Annotated in this window: 19 protein-coding genes; 8 read left to right on the forward strand and 11 right to left on the reverse strand. The window is 56.3% G+C overall.

Annotated features, from left to right (window positions below; genetic code table 11):
• Positions 1-183: 183 nt before the first annotated feature.
• Genes AB8818_RS04985 through yobA form a run of 3 tightly spaced genes read right to left on the reverse strand, consistent with a single transcriptional unit; the run spans position 184 to position 1,781 of the window.
• Positions 184-522, reverse strand: coding sequence for a YebY family protein (locus tag AB8818_RS04985; protein WP_192984903.1), 339 nt, complete (start codon positions 520-522; stop codon positions 184-186).
• Positions 523-538: 16 nt separating this feature from the next.
• On the reverse strand, positions 539-1,408 hold the full coding sequence (gene copD / locus AB8818_RS04990) for a copper homeostasis membrane protein CopD (protein ID WP_116339112.1): 870 nt from the start codon (positions 1,406-1,408) through the stop codon (positions 539-541).
• Position 1,409: 1 nt separating this feature from the next.
• On the reverse strand, positions 1,410-1,781 hold the full coding sequence (gene yobA / locus AB8818_RS04995; RefSeq protein WP_116339110.1) for a CopC domain-containing protein YobA: 372 nt from the start codon (positions 1,779-1,781) through the stop codon (positions 1,410-1,412).
• A gap of 136 nt (positions 1,782-1,917) precedes the next feature.
• On the opposite strand from yobA, the gene AB8818_RS05000 reads away from it, so the two are divergent.
• From AB8818_RS05000 to exoX, 3 genes are all read left to right on the forward strand, one after another.
• Entirely contained in the window at positions 1,918-2,148 is a 231-nt protein-coding gene (locus tag AB8818_RS05000; protein WP_013096102.1) for a DNA polymerase III subunit theta, read from the forward strand.
• Positions 2,149-2,258: 110 nt separating this feature from the next.
• Positions 2,259-2,909, forward strand: a complete 651-nt coding sequence (locus tag AB8818_RS05005) for a carbon-nitrogen hydrolase family protein (RefSeq protein ID WP_163329873.1) — start codon at positions 2,259-2,261, stop codon at positions 2,907-2,909.
• Between the two features lie 24 nt (positions 2,910-2,933).
• On the forward strand, positions 2,934-3,596 hold the full coding sequence (gene exoX, locus AB8818_RS05010) for an exodeoxyribonuclease X (RefSeq protein ID WP_116339107.1): 663 nt from the start codon (positions 2,934-2,936) through the stop codon (positions 3,594-3,596).
• On the opposite strand, the gene ptrB is transcribed toward exoX, so the two are convergent.
• Both ptrB and AB8818_RS05020 read right to left on the reverse strand, forming a co-directional pair.
• Positions 3,593-5,653: an oligopeptidase B gene (gene ptrB / locus AB8818_RS05015; protein WP_116339105.1), complete on the reverse strand. Its 2,061-nt coding sequence runs from the start codon at positions 5,651-5,653 to the stop codon at positions 3,593-3,595. The two genes, exoX and ptrB, sit on opposite strands and share 4 nt — an antisense overlap.
• 85 nt (positions 5,654-5,738) lie before the next feature.
• Positions 5,739-6,389, reverse strand: a complete 651-nt coding sequence (locus AB8818_RS05020; RefSeq protein WP_192984905.1) for a tellurite resistance TerB family protein — start codon at positions 6,387-6,389, stop codon at positions 5,739-5,741.
• A gap of 170 nt (positions 6,390-6,559) precedes the next feature.
• Between AB8818_RS05020 and purT the strand changes: the two genes are divergently transcribed.
• Entirely contained in the window at positions 6,560-7,738 is a 1,179-nt protein-coding gene (gene purT / locus AB8818_RS05025) for a formate-dependent phosphoribosylglycinamide formyltransferase (protein WP_192984907.1), read from the forward strand.
• Positions 7,739-7,780: 42 nt separating this feature from the next.
• Here purT and kdgA read toward each other — a convergent pair whose 3' ends face one another.
• From kdgA to zwf, 3 genes are all read right to left on the reverse strand, one after another.
• Positions 7,781-8,422 (reverse strand): bifunctional 4-hydroxy-2-oxoglutarate aldolase/2-dehydro-3-deoxy-phosphogluconate aldolase, encoded by a 642-nt coding sequence (gene kdgA / locus AB8818_RS05030; protein ID WP_192984909.1) that lies wholly within the window; start codon positions 8,420-8,422, stop codon positions 7,781-7,783.
• A 39-nt stretch (positions 8,423-8,461) separates the two neighbouring features.
• Positions 8,462-10,273: a phosphogluconate dehydratase gene (edd, locus tag AB8818_RS05035; RefSeq protein ID WP_192984911.1), complete on the reverse strand. Its 1,812-nt coding sequence runs from the start codon at positions 10,271-10,273 to the stop codon at positions 8,462-8,464.
• A gap of 234 nt (positions 10,274-10,507) precedes the next feature.
• On the reverse strand, positions 10,508-11,983 hold the full coding sequence (zwf, locus tag AB8818_RS05040) for a glucose-6-phosphate dehydrogenase (RefSeq protein WP_116339100.1): 1,476 nt from the start codon (positions 11,981-11,983) through the stop codon (positions 10,508-10,510).
• 358 nt (positions 11,984-12,341) lie between these two features.
• Here zwf and AB8818_RS05045 point away from each other — a divergent pair, with 358 nt between their 5' ends.
• Complete coding sequence (locus AB8818_RS05045) at positions 12,342-13,211, forward strand: MurR/RpiR family transcriptional regulator (protein ID WP_028013615.1); 870 nt, start codon at positions 12,342-12,344, stop codon at positions 13,209-13,211.
• A gap of 139 nt (positions 13,212-13,350) precedes the next feature.
• The gene (gene pyk, locus AB8818_RS05050; protein ID WP_116339098.1) at positions 13,351-14,793 is read left to right on the forward strand and encodes a pyruvate kinase; all 1,443 of its coding nucleotides are present in this window, start codon (positions 13,351-13,353) and stop codon (positions 14,791-14,793) included.
• A 43-nt stretch (positions 14,794-14,836) separates the two neighbouring features.
• Here the strand turns inward: pyk and lpxM are convergent, their stop codons facing one another.
• The 3 genes from lpxM to znuA form a co-directional block, all read right to left on the reverse strand.
• Positions 14,837-15,808, reverse strand: a complete 972-nt coding sequence (gene lpxM / locus AB8818_RS05055) for a lauroyl-Kdo(2)-lipid IV(A) myristoyltransferase (protein ID WP_028013618.1) — start codon at positions 15,806-15,808, stop codon at positions 14,837-14,839.
• 119 nt (positions 15,809-15,927) lie between these two features.
• Entirely contained in the window at positions 15,928-17,247 is a 1,320-nt protein-coding gene (gene mepM / locus AB8818_RS05060; protein WP_116339096.1) for a murein DD-endopeptidase MepM, read from the reverse strand.
• A 15-nt stretch (positions 17,248-17,262) separates the two neighbouring features.
• Complete coding sequence (znuA, locus tag AB8818_RS05065; protein WP_192984934.1) at positions 17,263-18,207, reverse strand: zinc ABC transporter substrate-binding protein ZnuA; 945 nt, start codon at positions 18,205-18,207, stop codon at positions 17,263-17,265.
• Positions 18,208-18,284: 77 nt separating this feature from the next.
• Between znuA and znuC the strand changes: the two genes are divergently transcribed.
• Positions 18,285-19,040: a zinc ABC transporter ATP-binding protein ZnuC gene (gene znuC / locus AB8818_RS05070; protein ID WP_014884314.1), complete on the forward strand. Its 756-nt coding sequence runs from the start codon at positions 18,285-18,287 to the stop codon at positions 19,038-19,040.
• The gene (znuB, locus tag AB8818_RS05075; RefSeq protein ID WP_116339092.1) at positions 19,037-19,825 is read left to right on the forward strand and encodes a zinc ABC transporter permease subunit ZnuB; all 789 of its coding nucleotides are present in this window, start codon (positions 19,037-19,039) and stop codon (positions 19,823-19,825) included. The genes znuC and znuB overlap by 4 nt, the downstream gene beginning before the upstream one ends.
• Positions 19,826-19,956 lie beyond the last annotated feature (131 nt).

The raw sequence follows: 19,956 nt of genomic DNA on the forward strand, positions 1-19,956 counted from the left end.
CCGTGCGCTAAAAGTTGGCATTAATGCAGGCTAAGTCGCCTTGCCTTTTAAGAATAGATGACGACGCCAGGTTTTCCAGTCCACAGCAAAAGTGGACTGAAAAAAAGCGTCAGAGCATCATTAAAAGTGAAAAACCGCAGTGCTTTCGCGAGCATCTGCGGTTTTTTATTGGAAACCTGAACGTCAGCAGAGCTTGTCAGCGCGCTCGATAAACGGTGCCAGGCTCATCTTCTGTCCCGGGTGGGCCGGGTCATCAATCTGAATCACGCTGATTGGCTGACCGCTGCTCTTGCCGCTGGCGACCTGCTGCTCTGCGGTATCATTTAACGGATATTGCACCAGCGTACTCGGGTTGATTGCGTATAACGCATGCCCCGGACGACAGGTCAGCATCACCTCTTCGCGATTGAAGGCCCATTTGTCTTTGCCCACCTCAAAACGGCTGACGGTGATAACCTGCGGTGCCGCCAGAGCGCTTCCCGCGCAGGTCAGCAATAAGAGTGAAAGTACTGTCTTTTTCATTTAATAGTTAACCTTGTCAGAAGGGTTCCCAGGTAGCGAACAGGCTGACCGTTGCCAGAACCAGCGCGCCCAGCACCACCTCTGCCTGTGTCATCCTGATAAAAAGCCGTTGTGCGCGCCCGGAATCTGGACGGAACCGTGGCACCAGAAAATACCGATTTGCCAGCGCAATTGCCACCATCAACGCCACGAGAGCACATTTGAACAACAGAAACTGCACGTAGCCAGACTGCCAGGGAATATGGATGCCCATAATCAACAGCGCATTCACCACGCCGGTGAGCAGCACGCCCGCCACGGCATAATGCCCCACCCGCGAGAAACGCATCATGGTATAGATGGCCGCGTTCTGCCAGCGCCCTTTAGCCAGACGCATGCAGAACAGCAGCGGCAACAATCCCCCCACCCAGGTTGCGGCACACAGCAGGTGAACAGCATGATTGAGACGCTGTATCGCCCCCACCGGACCGTCGCTCATCGCCGCGTGCCCTACCCCTGCCAGAAGGATAAGCTGTCCCATAGCGAGCAGCAGCAGCCGCGAGCCTTTCAGCGGCGCGAGCCACGCGGCGGCAACGGTGATGGCGCCGAGGATGATTTGCCACAGCCAGACGCCGCCAAACCGAGTCCCCAGCACGCTGTGCCAAATTTGCGGGTTAAGTACATCGCCCCAGCCGTTGCCCATTAAGCCACCCTGAAGCATGAACATCAGGATCGCAGCGGCCAGGCTGACAATGGACGCCACTCTCTGCTGGAGCTGGAAACGCCGGGCCATCAGGCGGTGCAGCCCGGAAGGCGCAAACCAGACGCTGTAAAGCGCGTTGCCAAAAACGAGCATCAGCGCCGCAAAATGGATAAAGCGCAACCCCACGTATAACAGTGCCAGCATGCTATTTCACGCTGAAGTGATAGCTGCCTGTGGTTTTATGTCCGTCGACGGAGACCACATGCCAGTCCACCCGGTAAGCCCCCGGCGCCAGCGTCTGTTCCAGCGGAACGGTCAGCTGTGCCTTGTTCTTTTCGTCTCGCGTTGCGGTACCGGTTTTGATCACCTGCTTGTGTGCATCCGTCACCACGACGCCGCTAAATCCGGGCTCAATGCCTTCGGAGAAATTCAGCGTAAGCACCTGCGGTGCCGCCACCTGGCTGTCTGCTGCCGGGCTTTGCTGCTTAAGATGCGCATGCGCCAGTACAGAGGGCGAAAGTATCGTTGAGGCCAGAAAAACCAGCGTACATACCGCGCGGGAAGAGGAAAAACCCATCACAATCATTCCTTTTTGTTATGCCTGTATGCTAAAGAATAACGCTGTATAATAAACGAGTCGAGGATCATCCCGCTCTGCTTGTCATCGTCACGCAATCGCGGTAACGTTGCCGCCGCAAAATAAGGAGAAGGTAATGAAGATCAATCTGGCCGCCCTTCCTCAGGACGAGATGGATAAAGTGAATGTCGATCTCGCTGCCGCTGGCGTCGCCTTTAAAGAGCGTTACAACATGCCCATCGTGGCTGAAGTGGTCGAACGGGAACAACCCGCCCACCTGCGTGACTGGTTTCGCGAAAGGTTAATCGCCCACCGTCTCGCCTCGGTCAACCTCTCCCGCTTACCATACGAGCCGAAAGTTAAATAAGCTTAACGACTCGTTACACTTCCTTACGCGGAATCTGGCAGGATAAGAAAACCCTGGTTAAATTAGGATTATTCTTTAATCCCTGCGACTCAGTGTATAAGGAAGTCACGATGTCACATTGGAATATAGCGGCAGCACAGTATGGCGGGCAGCACCATAGCGTAGATGACCACGTTGCGCACCATCTCCACTTCATTGCCGAAGCAGCACAACATCGGTGCGATTTGCTGGTCTTCCCGGAACTCTCATTAACGGGCCCGGGCACCACGGCACTACCGCCCCCGCCCGGAGACGCTCAGCTACTGCCATTGCTAAACGCCGCCCATTTTTACCGCATTACCCTCATTGCAGGGCTTCCCGTTGAACGAAACGGTCGGCGCCAGAAAGGCCTCGCGCTGTTTGCCCCCTCTCGCGATCGCATTCTGCGTTACCCTCAGGGGAGCGGCGCCAGCCTGGTGCCGGGGGATAAACAGCTCACTATCATGGACGAGCAAGGCGATTCCCCGAATCTTGATCCGCAGGCAACGCTCTTCACCAGCTGCCAGTCGGTGAGGGATTACCGCTGGCGACAGTCTATCAACACCCTGCAGCGCTTTGCGCACAGGTATGCCATCGCGGTATTAATGGCGAATGCCAGCGCGGGCAGCGCGTTATGGGATGAAAAAGGCCAGCTGATCGTTCGGGCGGATAAAGGTGAGCTTCTGTTGACCGGCACGCGCAACGGACAGGGTTGGCAAGGCGATATCATTCCTTTAGGCTAAGCGTTTTAAGCTCAGGAGATTTTCATGCTGCGCGTCATTGATACCGAAACTTGCGATCTTCAGGGCGGAATTGTGGAAGTGGCCTCGGTCGACGTGGTTGATGGAAAAATAGTCAACCCGATGAGCCATCTGGTGCGTCCCGATCGCCCTATTAGCCCACAGGCCATGGCTATCCATCGCATTACAGAATCAATGGTGGCGGATAAACCCTGGATAGAGGACGTTATCCCGCACTACTACGGCAGCCCGTGGTACGTTGCCCACAACGCCAGCTTTGACCGCCGGGTACTCCCCGAAATGCCCGGGGAGTGGATTTGCACCATGAAGCTGGCGCGTCGCCTCTGGCCGGGGATCAAATACAGCAATATGGCGCTGTATAAATCCCGCAAGCTCAGCGTCAGAACCCCTGAAGGGCTGCACCATCACCGCGCCCTGTATGACTGCTATATCACCGCCGCGCTGCTCATCGACATTATGAATATCTCCGGCTGGACGCCGGATGATATGGCAACCATCACCGGCCGCCCTGCGCTGCTGACGACGTTTACCTTCGGCAAATACCGCGGGAGAGCGGTATCGGATATTGCGGATAAAGATCCGGGCTATCTGCGCTGGCTGTACAACAACCTCGACAAAATGAGCCCGGAACTGCGCTTAACCCTGAAACATTATCTGGGCGAAGCTTAACGCTGCGCGCGGCCTGGCAGCGTATCCTGCGCCAGGCCAATCAAAAAGGCATACTCCAGGGCCACCCCTTCGTAAGATTTGAATCGCCCCGATTTCCCCCCGTGCCCGGAGTCCATATCGGTACAGAGCAACAGCAGGTTGTCATCGGTTTTCAGTTCCCTCAGCTTTGCCACCCATTTTGCCGGTTCCCAGTATTGCACCTGTGAATCGTGCAAACCGGTCGTCACCAGCATGTGCGGGTACGCTTTCGCTTCCACGTTATCGTACGGGCTGTACTCTTTCATATAGCGATAATAGGCTTCATCCTGCGGGTTACCCCACTCCTCAAACTCCCCGGTCGTCAGCGGAATGGACTCATCGAGCATGGTTGTCACCACATCAACAAACGGAACCTGCGCAACAATGCCCTTAAAGCGATCGGGGCGCTGATTGATGACGGCACCCATCAACATTCCGCCCGCGCTGCCGCCCATGCCGAAGCAGAGCTGCGGATCGCCATAACCTTGTTCAATTAACGCATCGCAGACGTCGAGATAGTCGTTGAAGGTGTTTTTCTTTTTCAGGAATTTCCCGTCTTCATACCAGTGCTGCCCCAGCTCGCCGCCGCCGCGAATGTGGGCAATAGCGAAAACAAAGCCGCGATCGAGCAGGCTTAATCTGCTGCTGCTGAAGTCGGCATCCATGCTGGAGCCATAGGAGCCGTAGCCGTAGACCAGGATCGGATTTTTACCTTTCTGAAAATGCGCCTTGTGATAAACGAGCGAAACCGGGACCTCAACGCCGTCGCGCGCGGTGACCCACAGGTGTTCGCTGCGATAATTGTCGGAATCAAAGCCCTTCACTTCGGTTTGCTTAAGCACCTGGCGCTGTCCGGTATCCATATCCAGCTCGAAGAGCGTATCCGGAGTGGTCATGGATGAGTAGCCGTAGCGCAGCCGCGACGATTCGGGTTCAGGGTTGAAGCCGATCCACGTGACGTAGGCCGGATCGTCGAACGCAATCCCAATCACCTCACGCGTTTTACGGTTGATCTGCCGGATGCTGGTCAGCCCCCGCTGACGCTCTTCCACCACCAGCCAGTCGGTAAACAGCGTGAACCCTTCCAGCATCACCTGATCCCGCGCGGGGATAAGCACCTCCCACTTGCGCTCGTCGCGCACCTTGGTTTTGTACAGACCAAAGTTTTTGCCCTCGCGATTCGAACGCAGATAAAAGCTGTGCTGGAAGTGATCCAGGCTGTACTCGTGATCCTTGCGGCGCGGCAGGAAGCAGAGCGGCTGGGCATCAGGCAGTTCGGCATCCAGGAGCAGTACTTCCGAGGTGGTGGCGCTGGCCAGGAAGATAATCACATAGTGGCGCGAGGAGGTTTTATGCAGGCTGACATAAAACGTTTCGTCTTTCTCTTCATAGACCAGCTCGTCATCGGCTGAGTCCGTGCCTACGGTATGGCGCCACACCTGATAAGGCAGCAGCGTGGAAGCATGCTTTTTGACGTAGTAGACCGTCTCGGAATCGTTCGCCCAGACAAAATCCGGGGAGACATTTTCCAGCATTTCCGGATACCAGTTGCCGGTTTCCAGATTGCGAAAACGCAGGCCGTACTGGCGACGAGAGAGATAATCCTCCGCCAGCGCCATTATGGTGTTGTCCGGGGAGATGGACATGCCGCCCAGGGTATAAAACTCGCTGTGGGCGGCTCGCTGGTTCGCATCCAGCAGAATGTCCCATTCATCCCACTCGGCGCTTAATACCGACTGTCGCTGATAGATGGGATACTCGTTGCCGGGCTCGTAAATATGGCGATAGCGATAGCCGTTTTTGGTCCACGGCGCGGAGATATCGCGCTGGGGAATGCGCTGCACCATTTCGTTCAGCAGCTGGTCCTGAAGCGCCTGCTGGCTGGACATGACCTTGCGACCATAGTCGTTTTCTTCGTGCAGGTAGTCGAGCACCTCTGGCCGGGAACGCGAATCATCCCGGAGCCAGTAGTAATTATCTATACGCGTATCGCCATGCGTGACGATCGCATAAGGAGTACGTCGGGCTTTCGGTGGCATGTCATCATTCTTTTGAGTTTTACACCCTATAAGGTTGGCAAAACCCGCGCATGATGCAAGCGAAACATGACCACCGGGGCGAGAGTTAGCCCTGTAGCGTCTGTTTTTGCTCCCGGATATCTTTTTCTATCCCTTCGCGTACGTCCTGAGGGATTTTCAGCGCATCGCCGAGGGCGTTGAGATAACTGCGTTCCATAAAGTGATCGATATCGATGGCGGCACAGCTGAGGAAATAAAGTTCCAGCGCTTCTTCCTCATTTTTCACGTTCAGCGCCAGACGCTGCGGATCGAGCGGCTGCTCAATGGCCTGAGCCACCAGCGTTCTGCCCTGCTCTTCAACCCCGGCTTCGCGCAACTGCTGTTCGATAGCCGCTCTCTCTTTATCATCAATGTGCCCGTCGCTTTTGGCGGCAAACACCAGCGCGAGAATAAGCCGCTCCGTGCGCAAATCCAGCGGAGAAGTATGCTCGCCATAGTGAGGTTCATCGCGGTGCGCCGCCCGCACTTTATCCTTGTATTTGTTCCACAGCACGGTGCCAGCGATGGCACCACCACCGGCCAGCAGCGCGCCGGTACCGTACTTCGCCAGCAGCTTGCGTGAGGATTTATTGGCAACCAGCAGCCCTGCCAGCCCGCCGAGTGCCCCCGGTACCAGCAGCTTGCTCAGCCCCTGCTCGCCGGAACCTGACATTTTCTGTCCTAACATGGATTGCAGTTGATTTAACCAGCCTGACATGGATTCCCTCGCTTAACGGTTAACATTTTCCACAGCGTATGCGAGCAGGCGTCAGGAAATGTCCGCTAAGGCTAAAGAAGCGCAAATTTCTCATCTGCCTTTTTGCCCTGCGCAAGACAGACGCAAACGTTTTCGTTTATACTGCGCGCATCTTTTTCAGGGGGAATATTATGACTCGTTTAGGAACCGCGCTGCGGCCTGCGGCGACGCGCGTGATGCTGTTAGGATCGGGTGAACTGGGTAAAGAAGTCGCCATTGAGTGTCAGCGCTTAGGGGTGGAAGTGATTGCCGTAGACCGCTACGCTGACGCGCCCGCCATGCACGTCGCCCATCGTTCTTATGTGATTAACATGCTGGACGGCGATGCCCTGCGTACGCTCATCATGCAGGAGAAACCGGATTACGTCGTGCCGGAAATTGAAGCTATCGCAACCGATACGCTGATCGCGCTTGAGCAGGAAGGCCAGCGCGTGGTGCCCTGCGCCAGAGCGGCAAAACTGACCATGAACCGTGAAGGCATTCGCCGCCTGGCGGCGGAGGAGCTGGGGCTGCCGACCTCACGCTACCGTTTTGCGGGCGACAAAACCGCATTCCTGCAGGCCGTCGAGGAGATTGGCTACCCGTGCATCATTAAGCCGGTGATGAGCTCTTCCGGTAAAGGTCAGAGATTTATTCGCGACAGCAGCGCGCTGGATAGCGCGTGGGATTATGCGCAACAGGGTGGCCGTGCCGGTGCCGGTCGCGTCATTGTCGAAGGCGTGGTGAAGTTTGATTTCGAAATCACTCTGCTCACCGTCAGCGCCGTGGACGGCGTCCATTTCTGCGACCCGATAGGTCACCGTCAGGAAGATGGCGATTACCGCGAATCCTGGCAGCCGCAGCAGATGAGCCCCCTGGCGCTGGAGCGTGCCCGGGAGATTGCCCGTAAAACCGTTCTGGCCCTGGGCGGCTACGGCCTGTTCGGCGTGGAACTGTTCGTTTGCGGTGACGAGGTGATTTTCAGCGAAGTCTCCCCTCGCCCGCATGACACCGGGATGGTCACGCTCATTTCGCAGGATCTCTCAGAGTTCGCCCTGCACGTGCGCGCCTTCCTCGACCTGCCGGTTGGCGGCATCCGTCAGTACGGCCCGGCGGCCTCGGCGGTGATCCTGCCACAGTTGACCAGCCAGAATGTGACGTTTGATAACGTCGAAGGTGCGGTTGGCGCAGGCCTGCAGGTCCGTCTGTTCGGCAAGCCGGAGATCGACGGAACCCGCCGTCTTGGCGTGGCGTTAGCCACCGGGGATAGCGTTGACGAGGCCGTGGCGAGAGCGAAAGCGGCCGCTGCGAGCGTCAAGGTTGCAGGATAAAAAAAACGGGCCGTAAGGCCCGTTTTTCATGCGGCGAATGGCTTACTGCTTCGCGCCTTCAACCGCTTCGCGAGCCAGTTTGGTGATGCGATCCCAGTCGCCCGCTTCCAGCGCATCCGCCGGAACCAGCCATGAACCACCGATGCACAGCACGCTTTTCAGCGCCAGGTAGTCGCGGTAGTTCGCCGGAGAGATACCGCCAGTCGGGCAGAAACGTACCTGAGAGAAGGGACCCGCAATCGCCTGCAGCGCTTTAGTACCGCCATTAGCTTCTGCCGGGAAGAATTTGAACTCTTTCAGACCGTAGTCCATGCCCTGCATCAGTTCTGAAACGGTGCTGATGCCCGGGATCAAAGGAATCGTGCCTTCTGTCGCGGCCTTCAGCAGCGGCTCGGTCAGGCCCGGGCTGATGGCAAACTGTGCGCCAGCTTCAGTTACTTCCGCCAACTGCTGCGCGTTGAGAACGGTACCCGCACCGATTATGGCGTCCGGCACTTCTTTGGCGATAGCGCGGATAGCGTCCATCGCGCAGGCGGTACGCAGGGTCACTTCCAGAACGCGAACGCCGCCCGCAACCAGCGCTTTCGCCATCGGTACAGCGTGCTCCAGCTTGTTTACCACGATAACCGGCACGACAGGGCCAGTGGTCAGGATTGCTTCTGCACTTGTTTTCCAGTTTTTCATCAGAGTTCTCTCTCGCCAGATCGTTAAAATCAAGTCGTCTTAAAACGTAATACAGGTTGCGCCCTGCTCTGCACCGGAGAGTTTCTCACGCAGCGCGCTGAACATTTCGCGTCCGGTCCCCACGCGCGATGCGCTCAGGTCAGGAATATGAGGCTGACGTGCCGCCAGCTCGGCGTCATCCACCAGCAGGGTTAACTCGCCTGTCTGGCCGTTCACGCGGATCATGTCGCCGTCGCGCACTTTCGCCAGCAAGCCGCCGTCGTAGGCTTCAGGCGTGACGTGGATCGCGGAAGGCACTTTGCCGGATGCGCCTGAGAGGCGGCCATCGGTCACTAACGCAATTTTGAAACGGCGGTCCAATAATACACCAAGTGGTGGCATAAGTTTATGTAATTCTGGCATGCCGTTCGCTTTAGGCCCCTGGTGACGCACCACCACCACGCAGTCTTTATCAAGCAGACCGGCGTCAAAGGCAGGCAACACGTCGTGCTGGCTTTCAAACACCACCGCCGGGGCCTCGATAACCTGGTTCTCTTCCGGCACGGCAGACGTTTTCATTACCGCGCGACCGAGGTTGCCGCTCAGTACCTTGGTACCTCCGTGGTGGGAGAAAGGTTTGTCGATAGTGGCAATCACCTGCGGATCCAGAGACGCGGTTGCCCCGTCGCGCCAGTCCAGCTCGCCGTTGTTCAGCCACGGCTCCTGGGTGTAGCGCTGCAGGCCAAATCCGGCTACGGTGTTCACGTCTTCATGCAGCAGACCGCCTTTCAGCAGCTCGCGCATCAGCAGCGGGACGCCGCCAGCGGCCTGGAAGTGGTTGATGTCCGCCGGACCGTTCGGGTACAGGCGAGCCATCAGCGGCACCACGGAGGAAATGTCGGAGAAGTCATCCCAGTTAATCAGAATGCCCGCCGCGCGAGCCATGGCCACGAGGTGCATGGTGTGGTTGGTCGAACCGCCGGTGGCCAGCAGGGCGACGATGCCGTTGACGATGACTTTTTCGTCGACCATTTTGCCCATCGGCATCCATTCATTGCCGTTTCCGGTCAGACGCGTCACCTGACGGGCCGCGGCCTCGGTCAGCGCCTGACGCAGCGGCGCATCCGGCTGGATGAAGGACGACCCCGGAAGCTGCATCCCCATAAACTCCACCACCATCTGGTTGGTATTGGCTGTGCCGTAGAACGTACAGGTTCCCGGCGCATGGTAGGAGGCCGCTTCGGCCTCCAGCAGCGCCTGACGATCCGCTTTCCCTTCCGCATACAACTGGCGGATGCGCATTTTTTCTTTGTTCGGCAGACCGCTCGCCATCGGGCCGGATGGCACAAAGATGGCGGGCAGGTGACCAAATGACAGCGCCGCCATCACCAGGCCCGGGACGATTTTGTCGCAGACGCCGAGATAGAGCGCGCCATCAAACATGTTGTGTGACAGGCCCACCGCCGCGGACATTGCAATTACTTCGCGGCTCAGCAGTGACAGCTCCATACCGTCCTGCCCCTGCGTCACGCCGTCGCACATCGCCGGCACGCCGCCCGCGACCTGACCCACCGCGTTTACGCTGTGCAGCGCCTTGCGAATGATGTTGGGATAGACCTCATAGGGCTGGTGTGCGGAGAGCATATCGTTATAGGAAGTAATAATAGCGATATTGTTACGCAACATGCTTTTCAGGGAGGCTTTGTCATCGGGCTGGCAGGCGGCGAAGCCGTGCGCCAGGTTACCGCAGGCCAGCTGGGAGCGGTGAACGGTGTTGCTCTTCGCCTGTTCAATCCGGGCGAGGTAGGCCGAACGGGTCTCTTTCGAGCGCTCGATAATGCGTTGTGTTACGCGTAACAATACAGGATTCATAAAAGCTCCTTTAATTTATCTGTCCGGGCCCGGGAGTTTACAAAGTCGCTGGCAGTTGTTAACAACGCTGAAACGCTTGCTGTCCGGAGCTCAGGGGCAAAATCACTTCCGGCAGTGTAATAAAAAAAGCTCCGCGGGTGAATCCACGCGGAGCTTAAAAGTATAAAAATTGTGCCACGAGCTGTGTTAGATCATGTTACCGGTAAAATAACACTTTTGGGCTAGTGGATAATCCTACTCAAACTCGTTCCAGGAGCGACCATCGCGGGTGATCATCGCCACCGACGCGACCGGCCCCCAGGTACCCGCCTGATACGGTTTTGGTGCATCCTGATCGGCAGCCCAGGCTTCGGTGATGGAGTCGACCCATTTCCACGCCTCTTCCACTTCGTCGCGACGTACGAACAGCGCCTGGATACCGCGCATGGTTTCCAGCAGCAGACGCTCGTAAGCATCCGCCAGGTGCGTCTGGTTGAACGTTTCGGAGTAGCTCAGATCCAGCTTGGTGGTCTGCAGGTTGTGCTTATGATCCAGGCCCGGTACTTTGTTGAGGATCTGGATATCCACCCCTTCGTCCGGCTGCAGACGAATGGTCAGCTTATTCTGGGGCAGCTCCTGCCAGGACTCTTTGAACAGGTTCAGCTCAGGGTTTTTGAAGTAAACGACAACTTCGGAACATTTCGTCGGCAGACGTTTACCGGTACGCAGGTAGAACGGAACGCCCGCCCAGCGCCAGTCGTCGATATCCACGCGGATCGCCACAAAGGTCTCGGTGTTGCTGGTCTTGTTCGCGCCCTCTTCTTCCAGATAGCCCGGCACTTTTTTGCCTTGCGCAAACCCGGCGGTGTACTGGCCGCGCACGGTCTTCTCGCGCACGTTGGAACGATCGATGCGGCGCAGCGACTTCAGCACTTTAACTTTGGCGTCGCGGATGCTGTCAGCCGTCAGGTCAGACGGTGGAGACATGGCAATCATGCACAGAATTTGCAGCAGGTGGTTCTGGATCATGTCGCGCATCTGGCCGGCCTGGTCAAAGTAACCCCAGCGACCTTCAATCCCCACCTCTTCCGCCACGGTAATCTCCACGTGGTCGATGGTGCGGTTGTCCCAGTTGTTCACAAAGAGGGAGTTAGCGAAGCGCAGCGCCAGCAGGTTCAGTACCGTCTCTTTACCAAGATAGTGGTCGATACGGTAGACCTGGCACTCTTCAAAGAACTCGCCTACCTGGTCGTTGATTTCACGCGAGGTCGCCAGCGACGTACCCAGCGGCTTCTCCATCACCACGCGCGCCGGCTTGGCGTTCAGCTTCGCTTCGCCCAAACCTTTGCAGATAGCGCCAAAGGTGCTTGGCGGCATGGCGAAATAGTTAATGGTGACACGGTTTTTCTGATCCAGCATGGCACCCAGACGGGAAAACGCGCTAACGTCATTGACGTCCAGGTTGCAGAAATCGAGACGACCGCTCAGGGTATCCCACAAACTTTCATCAATTTTTTCCTTCATGAAAGTTTCGAGCGCCTCGCGGACGACTTTGGTATAAGCGTCCTTGTCCCAGTCGGCGCGCCCTACACCCAGGATACGCGTATCCGGATGAATTTGGCCCGCTTTCTCCAGTTGATACAGGGAAGGCAGCAATTTTCGGCGTGCAAGGTCGCCTTTCGCGCCGAAAATGACCAGGTCACATGCCTGGGCTGTTTGCGTTACCGCCATGTCATTCTCCTCAGTTGGATCACCTGGTGCTTCTGCCAGGTATCGTTGTAATTTTATTACAATGCACTGTACTGCTTTTACGTCATTCCCGAAACCATTAGCGCTTATCGTCTCGTGCGATACGGCGATTTTTAGCCATTCAGCCAATTACGGCGACGTAATGACGCAATAGCCGTCGATAATTTGCGCAACAGGGTCATAGCAAAACCCGACATCGATCAAGTAATGAAAAAAAACAACAACATTATCTTGTCGACTGTTACCCTTTATGGAAGCCACAGGGGTAATATCGGCTAATCGAATCAAGATTTCATCAATGCGTGAAATCGTTTCCACCCCCACGAGCGCCTTGTTAACAATGAACATGCTTGAAAAAATCCAGTATCAACTGGAACACCTTAGCAAATCCGAGCGAAAAGTGGCTGAAGTCATTCTGGCCGCGCCCGCTCAGGCAATTCATTCAAGCATCGCCGCTCTGGCTCAGGAAGCTGGCGTCAGTGAACCGACGGTCAACCGCTTCTGCCGGAGTTTGGAAACGCGCGGCTTTCCTGATTTTAAACTGCATCTGGCACAAAGTCTGGCGAACGGCACACCCTATGTTAATCGTAATGTGGATGAAGACGACAGCGTAGATGCCTACACGGCGAAAATATTTGAGTCGGCCATGGCCACGCTCGATCACGTTCGCCAAAGTCTGGATATGAGTTCAGTGAACCGCGCGGTGGATTTACTCACCCAGGCCAAGCGAATTGCGTTCTTCGGACTTGGCTCGTCAGCCGCCGTGGCGCACGACGCCATGAATAAATTCTTCCGCTTTAACGTACCGGTTATTTATTCCGATGACATTGTGCTGCAACGCATGAGCTGTATGAATTGCAGTGAGGATGACGTCGTGGTACTGATTTCGCACACTGGCCGCACCAAAAGCCAGGTTGAGCTAGCGCAGCTGGCCCGTGAAAACGATGCCATGGTGATCGCCCTCACCACCGCCGGCACGCCGCTGGCGCGCGAGGCGACGCTCGCCATTACGCTGGATGTCCCTGAGGATACCGACATGTATATGCCGATGGTGTCCCGTCTGGCGCAGCTCACGGTAATCGACGTGCTGGCGACCGGTTTTACCTTACGCCGGGGCGCAAAATTCCGGGATAACTTGAAGCGAGTCAAGGAAGCGCTGAAGGAATCGCGTTTTGATAAAGAATTGCTTATAAAGAGCGATGTTCCCTGAAGTAGATAACGAAGACGTAACCAATAATTACGATGTAATGATTTTCGGCATTCGGTCCCCTCTTTGCTGCCTTGCGGCAGATGAAGGCCGATTCTATGTTCACGCAACACCAAAGTTGTTTCAGTCAACGGAGTATTACATGTCCAGAAGGCTTCGCAGAACCAAGATCGTAACCACCTTAGGCCCGGCCACCGATCGCGATAATAATCTCGAAAAAATTATCGCCGCTGGCGCCAACGTGGTGCGTATGAACTTTTCTCACGGTACGCCAGAAGACCATAAATTGCGTGCCGATAAAGTGCGTGAGATCGCCGCTAAGCTGGGCCGCCACGTCGCAATCCTCGGCGACCTGCAGGGTCCAAAAATTCGTGTATCAACCTTTAAAGAAGGTAAAGTTTTCCTCAATATCGGCGACAAATTCCTGCTGGATGCCAACCTCGGCAAAGGCGAAGGCGATAAAGAGAGAGTCGGGATCGACTATAAAGGCCTGCCGGCTGACGTGGTGCCCGGCGATATCCTGCTGCTCGACGACGGTCGCGTCCAGCTGAAGGTTCTGGAAGTTCAGGGGATGAAGGTGTTCACCGAAGTCACCGTCGGCGGCCCGCTCTCCAACAATAAAGGCATCAACAAACTGGGCGGCGGCCTCTCTGCGGAAGCCCTGACCGAGAAAGACAAAGCGGACATCGTAACCGCGGCCCAGATCGGCGTTGACTACCTGGCGGTCTCTTTCCCACGCTGTGGCGAAGATCTGAACTATGCGCGCCGCCTGGCCCGCGACGCAGGCTGTGATGCCAAAATCGTCGCTAAGGTTGAACGCGCGGAAGCCGTGTGCGATCAGGATGCCATGGACGATGTGATCCTTGCCTCTGACGTGGTGATGGTTGCCCGTGGCGATCTGGGCGTGGAAATCGGCGACCCTGAGCTGGTCGGTATCCAGAAAGCACTGATTCGTCGCGCACGTCAGCTGAACCGCGCGGTGATCACCGCCACCCAGATGATGGAATCCATGATCACCAACCCAATGCCAACCCGTGCGGAAGTCATGGACGTGGCTAACGCCGTGCTGGACGGGACCGATGCGGTCATGCTCTCTGCGGAAACCGCGGCGGGCCAGTATCCGGCAGAAACCGTGGCCGCAATGGCGCGCGTCTGCCTGGGCGCGGAGAAGATCCCAAGCATTAACGTCTCCAAGCACCGTCTGGATATCCAGTTCGACAATGTGGAAGAAGCGATTGCAATGTCCGCCATGTACGCGGCCAACCATCTGAAAGGCGTTACGGCGATCATCACCATGACCGAATCTGGCCGCACCGCGCTGATGACCTCTCGCATCAGCTCTGGCCTGCCGATCTTCGCCATGTCACGCCACGAGCGTACGCTGAACCTGACGGCGCTCTACCGCGGTGTGACGCCGGTACATTTCGACAGCACCAATGACGGCGTAGCTGCCGCGCACGATGCCGTAAACCTGCTGCGCGATAAAGGTTACCTGGTGTCCGGTGATATCGTCATCGTGACCCAGGGTGACGTGATGAGCACCATCGGCTCAACCAACACCACTCGCGTACTGACCGTAGAGTAAGATCTGATCCCCTCTCCCCTATGGGGAGAGGGGTGACTGTATTTTATTTCCTCGGGTAGAGCTCTTTACGCTTATAGGGTTCCGTCTCTCCCGGCTTCCGCGTTTTCAGCAGCTTCAGTATCCACGTGTACTGTTCGGTATGCGGCCCCACCAGCAGTTCCACCTCTTCATTCATACGACGTGCGATGGTGCGATCGTCCGCGGTCAGCAAATCGTCCATCGGCGGACGGACTTCAATGCTCAGACGATGCGTTTTACCGTCGTAAACCGGGAAGAGCGGGATCACGCGAGCGCGACAGACCTTCATCAGGCGGCCAATCGCGGGGAGCGTTGCTTTGTAGGTAGCGAAGAAGTCGACAAACTCGCTATGCTCGGGTCCGTGGTCCTGATCCGGCAGATAGTAGCCCCAGTACCCCTGACGTACGGACTGAATAAACGGCTTAATACCATCGTTTCGCGCATGCAAACGTCCGCCAAAACGACGGCGTACGGTATTCCAGACAAAATCGTAGATTTTATTGCCCTGGTTATGGAACATGGCCGCCATCTTTTGGCCCTGAGAGGCCATCAGCATCGCCGGAATGTCGACGCCCCAGCCGTGAGGAACGAGGAAAATCACCTTTTCGTCATTGCGACGCATTTCGTCGATGATTTCCAGCCCTTTCCAGTCAACGCGATCGATGATTTTTTCCGGACCTTTCAGTGCCAGCTCCGCCATCATCGCCATGGCCTGCGGTGCGGTGGTGTACATCGCATCGATGATGGCCTCGCGCTCGGCATCGCTTTTTTCAGGAAAACAGTAATAGAGGTTGATCTGCGCACGACGACGCGCGCTTTTACCTAAACGTCCGGCCAGACGGCCAATTTTCCCCAGAACAGGATCGCGCAGCGCGGCAGGCAGCATAGCGATGCCCGCAAAGGTGTAAACCCCCAGCCAGGCGCCCCAGTTGCGCGGGTGGCGAAAGGATTTTTCAAACTCAGGAATGTATTCAATATTATTTTTTTTTGTTTCCATGCTGGTTCCAGGGTCTGGTGACGCAAAAAATTATTCAGATAGTGTAGCGAGGCAGTCGCCCACGCACAAAAGAAAAAGCCGGTGCATACTGACACCGGCTTTTTTCACACAACAAAGGCTTAGTTTAAGCTCAGCTGCGGTATCACCTCTTTCGCCTGCGCCAGGTAATCGGAGCGATCTTTACCTGTCAGGCCTTCGGTGCGCGGCAGTTTCGCCGTCAGCGGGTTCACGGCTTGCTGGTTGATCCACACTTCATAGTGCAGGTGTGGGCCGGTAGAGCGTCCGGTGTTGCCGGAAAGCGCGATACGGTCACCGCGTTTCACTTTCTGGCCCGGTTTGACCAGAAGTTTACGCAGGTGCATATAGCGGGTGGTATAGGTACGACCGTGACGTATAGCCACGTAGTAACCCGCTGCACCGCTGCGTTTTGCCATCACCACTTCGCCATCGCCCACCGACAGCACGGGCGTACCCTGCGGCATCGCGAAGTCTACCCCGCGGTGTGGCGCAACGCGCCCGGTAACCGGGTTCAGACGACGCGGGTTGAAGTTAGAAGAGACACGGAACTGTTTCGCCGTCGGGAAACGCAGGAAGCCCTTCGCAAGTCCCGTACCGCTGCGGTCATAGAACTTGCCGTCTTCAGCGCGAATAGCGTAGTAATCTTTGCCTTCAGAGCGCAAACGCACGCCCAGCAGCTGGCTTTGCTCGCGCTTGCCGTCCAGCATTTCGCGGGACATCAGGACGGAGAACTCATCGCCTTTCTTCAGCTTGCGGAAGTCCATCTGCCACTGCATGGCTTTGATCACCGCGCTGATTTCAGCGCTGGTCAGGCCGGCATCACGGGCGCTGGAAACAAAGCTTCCGCCCACAGTACCTTTCATCACGCTGTTCACCCAGTCGCCCTTCTGCAGTTCACTGGTCATTTTGAAACCGTTTGCAGTGCGATCGTAGGTGCGGGTTTCGCGGCGGGACATTTCCCAGGTCAAACGCTGGAGATCACCATCCGCCGTTAATGTCCAGGAGAGCTGTTGCCCGATTTTCAGGTTACGCAGGTCTTTATCCGCAGCCGCCAGCTGGCTGATATTGCCCATGTCGATACCGTACTGGTTGAGCACACTGCTCAGCGTGTCACCGGTAGAGACAACGTATTCGTGGATCCCCGCTTCGTTCTCGGTTTTATCGTCCAGCTCATCCTGCGGGATGGCTTCATCTTCCTGAGCGGCCTGGTCGATAGGCTCGCTGGCTTCAGGCAGCAAAGAACGAATTTCGCTCTTTTCAAGCTCGATGGTCTTAATGATAGGGGCAGAACTCGGGTGGTAAACATAGGGCCGCCAGACGGCGACCGCTAAAGTGAGAACTGTAAGCGACCCCAGCATAACGCGGTGGGGTCGAGGCAGATTGTTAAATGCCAGGGCGACAGAGCGGGCTATCTGTTGCACGTATTCACTTCCTCGTTAATCTCCTTTCAGGCAGCTCGCATACTGGTTCGCCAGTTGGCTGAGGAACTGCGAATAGCTCGCTTTGCTCAACTGGATGTTCGTACCTAGCGGGTCAAGGGTTCCCATGCGCACGGATGTTCCCCTGGCCACGGCTTCTACGACCGCTGGCCTGAACTGTGGCTCAGCAAAAACGCACGTTGCTTTTTGCTCAACCAGCTGTGTTCTGATTTCATGTAAACGCTGCGCACCAGGTTGAATTTCAGGGTTGACGGTAAAGTGCCCAAGCGGGGTCAAACCATAGTGTTTTTCGTAGTAGCCGTAGGCGTCATGAAAAACGAAATACCCTTTTCCTTTCAACGGTGCGAGCTCATTACCCACCTGCTTATCGGTTGCGGCTAATTGTGCCTCAAAATCCTTCAGGTTGGCGTCTAGTTTGGCTCGACTTTGCGGCATAAGTTCCACTAATTTGTCATGGATTGCAACCGCTGAAAGCCGCGCTATCTCTGGGGAAAGCCAGAGATGCATGTTGTACTCGCCGTGATGGTGATCGCCATCACCTTTTTCACCCTCTGCAGCGTGATGATCGTGTTCGTCACCGTCGTCATCCGCCCCTTTCATGAGCAGCGGTTTCACGCCGGAAAGCCCGGCAATCGCGACCTGTTTTTCGCCTGGAATCTGTTTGGCCGATTTCTGCATAAACGCTTCCATCTCCGGACCAATCCAGACAACTAAGTCCGCGTTTTGCAAGCGTTTTACATCTGACGGGCGTAAGGAATAGTCATGCTCGGATGCACCATCCGGGAGCAGAACCTGGGTTTCCGTTACGCCATCGGCAATGGCCAATGCGATGAATCCAAGCGGTTTAAGCGAAGCGACAACGGCAGCGTTAACATCTTGTGCGGTTGTTCCCCAAAGGGCAGCGGATAATGCTGCGAAAAGAAGCGTATTTTTATGTAACATAATGCGACTAATCATCGTAGTGAATGCGTGGAATGTGATATTATAACATCCGTTGACTTCTTCAAGCTTAAATTGACATGACGACACTGGTTTCTCTCGATAATATTTCGGTCTCATTCGGCCAGCGCCGCGTCCTCTCTGACGTATCGCTGGATCTCAAGCCCGGCAAAATTTTAACGCTGCTCGGCCCCAATGGCGCTGGTAAATCCACTCTGGTACGTGTGGTGCTGGGTCTGGTAACACCGGACGAAGGTGTGATTACGCGCGAGGAAAAATTGCGGATCGGCTACGTGCCGCAAAAATTACACCTGGACGCCACCCTGCCGCTGACGGTAAGTCGCTTTCTGCGCCTGCGCCCCGGCACGCGTAAAGCCGATATTCTCCCGGCGTTGAAACGCGTGCAGGCGGGCCATCTTATCGACGCACCGCTGCAAAAGCTGTCCGGCGGTGAGACGCAGCGCGTTTTGCTGGCCCGTGCGCTGCTGAGCAGCCCGCAGCTGCTGGTGCTTGATGAGCCAACCCAGGGTGTGGACGTTAATGGTCAGGTCGCGCTTTATGATTTGATCGACCAGCTGCGTCGCGAACTGAACTGCGCCGTGCTGATGGTCTCCCACGATCTCCATCTTGTGATGGCGAAAACGGACGAAGTGCTGTGCCTTAACCATCATATTTGCTGCTCCGGCACGCCTGAAGTGGTCTCGATGCACCCGGAATTTATCTCCATGTTTGGCCCTCGCGGCGCTGAACAGCTGGGTATTTACCGTCATCATCATAATCACCGCCATGATTTACAGGGACGAATTGTCCTGCGCCGGGGAAATGGACACTCATGATTGAACTATTACTGCCCGGCTGGCTGGCCGGGATTATGCTTGCCTGCGCCGCGGGTCCACTCGGCTCGTTTGTGGTATGGCGCAGAATGTCCTATTTCGGGGATACCCTCGCGCACGCCTCCCTGCTGGGCGTGGCTTTTGGTTTACTGCTGGACGTTAATCCCTTCTACGCGGTGATTGTTGTCACCCTGCTGCTGGCAGCCGGGCTGGTCTGGCTGGAGAAACGTCCGCACCTCGCCATTGATACGCTGCTTGGCATCATGGCCCACAGCGCGCTCTCGCTGGGTCTGGTGGTGGTAAGCCTGATGTCGAATATCCGCGTCGACCTGATGGCCTATCTGTTTGGCGATCTGCTTGCCGTGACGCCGGAAGATTTAATTTCCATCGCCATCGGGGTGGTGGTGGTACTCGGTATTCTGCTCTGGCAGTGGCGTAACCTGCTGGCAATGACCGTCAGCCCGGACCTGGCCTTCGTCGACGGCGTGAAGCTGCAGCGGGTTAAGCTGCTGCTGATGCTGGTGACGGCATTAACCATCGGCGTGGCGATGAAGTTCGTCGGGGCGCTGATTATTACGTCGCTGCTGATTATCCCTGCCGCCACGGCACGTCGTTTTGCCCGCACGCCGGAGCAGATGGCCGGTGTGGCCGTGATTATCGGGATGATTGCGGTAACGGGCGGGTTAACCTTTTCGGCATTCTATGACACGCCTGCGGGGCCGTCGGTGGTGTTGTGTGCGGCGGTGTTGTTTATTTTTAGTATGATGAAAAAACAACCGAATGCCTGAATAAGCGATTACCACCACCACAGAGGGTGGCGTTTCGCTTCATGTGCTGTGATCAACACATGGCGAAACTTCCACCCGCAGGAGTGCGCCCATGTCGGGCGCACACGTAAATAAGCACCGATGAAATTATC

This window comes from Enterobacter sp. KB-280D8 (genome assembly GCF_041399405.1).
GTDB classification, from domain to species: Bacteria; Pseudomonadota; Gammaproteobacteria; order Enterobacterales; family Enterobacteriaceae; genus Enterobacter; species Enterobacter cloacae_N.

Coding starts and splice junctions, on each gene's coding strand:
- AB8818_RS05000 (WP_013096102.1), top strand. CDS start 1,918: ATGAAGATCAATCTGGCCGCCCTTCCTCAGGACGAGATGGATAAAGTG.
- copD (WP_116339112.1), bottom strand. CDS start 1,408: ATGCTGGCACTGTTATACGTGGGGTTGCGCTTTATCCATTTTGCGGCG.
- AB8818_RS04985 (WP_192984903.1), bottom strand. CDS start 522: ATGAAAAAGACAGTACTTTCACTCTTATTGCTGACCTGCGCGGGAAGC.
- AB8818_RS05045 (WP_028013615.1), top strand. CDS start 12,342: ATGAACATGCTTGAAAAAATCCAGTATCAACTGGAACACCTTAGCAAA.
- znuA (WP_192984934.1), bottom strand. CDS start 18,207: ATGTTACATAAAAATACGCTTCTTTTCGCAGCATTATCCGCTGCCCTT.
- zwf (WP_116339100.1), bottom strand. CDS start 11,983: ATGGCGGTAACGCAAACAGCCCAGGCATGTGACCTGGTCATTTTCGGC.
- znuC (WP_014884314.1), top strand. CDS start 18,285: ATGACGACACTGGTTTCTCTCGATAATATTTCGGTCTCATTCGGCCAG.
- exoX (WP_116339107.1), top strand. CDS start 2,934: ATGCTGCGCGTCATTGATACCGAAACTTGCGATCTTCAGGGCGGAATT.
- AB8818_RS05005 (WP_163329873.1), top strand. CDS start 2,259: ATGTCACATTGGAATATAGCGGCAGCACAGTATGGCGGGCAGCACCAT.
- purT (WP_192984907.1), top strand. CDS start 6,560: ATGACTCGTTTAGGAACCGCGCTGCGGCCTGCGGCGACGCGCGTGATG.
- AB8818_RS05020 (WP_192984905.1), bottom strand. CDS start 6,389: ATGTCAGGCTGGTTAAATCAACTGCAATCCATGTTAGGACAGAAAATG.
- yobA (WP_116339110.1), bottom strand. CDS start 1,781: ATGGGTTTTTCCTCTTCCCGCGCGGTATGTACGCTGGTTTTTCTGGCC.
- kdgA (WP_192984909.1), bottom strand. CDS start 8,422: ATGAAAAACTGGAAAACAAGTGCAGAAGCAATCCTGACCACTGGCCCT.
- lpxM (WP_028013618.1), bottom strand. CDS start 15,808: ATGGAAACAAAAAAAAATAATATTGAATACATTCCTGAGTTTGAAAAA.
- pyk (WP_116339098.1), top strand. CDS start 13,351: ATGTCCAGAAGGCTTCGCAGAACCAAGATCGTAACCACCTTAGGCCCG.
- ptrB (WP_116339105.1), bottom strand. CDS start 5,653: ATGCCACCGAAAGCCCGACGTACTCCTTATGCGATCGTCACGCATGGC.
- edd (WP_192984911.1), bottom strand. CDS start 10,273: ATGAATCCTGTATTGTTACGCGTAACACAACGCATTATCGAGCGCTCG.
- znuB (WP_116339092.1), top strand. CDS start 19,037: ATGATTGAACTATTACTGCCCGGCTGGCTGGCCGGGATTATGCTTGCC.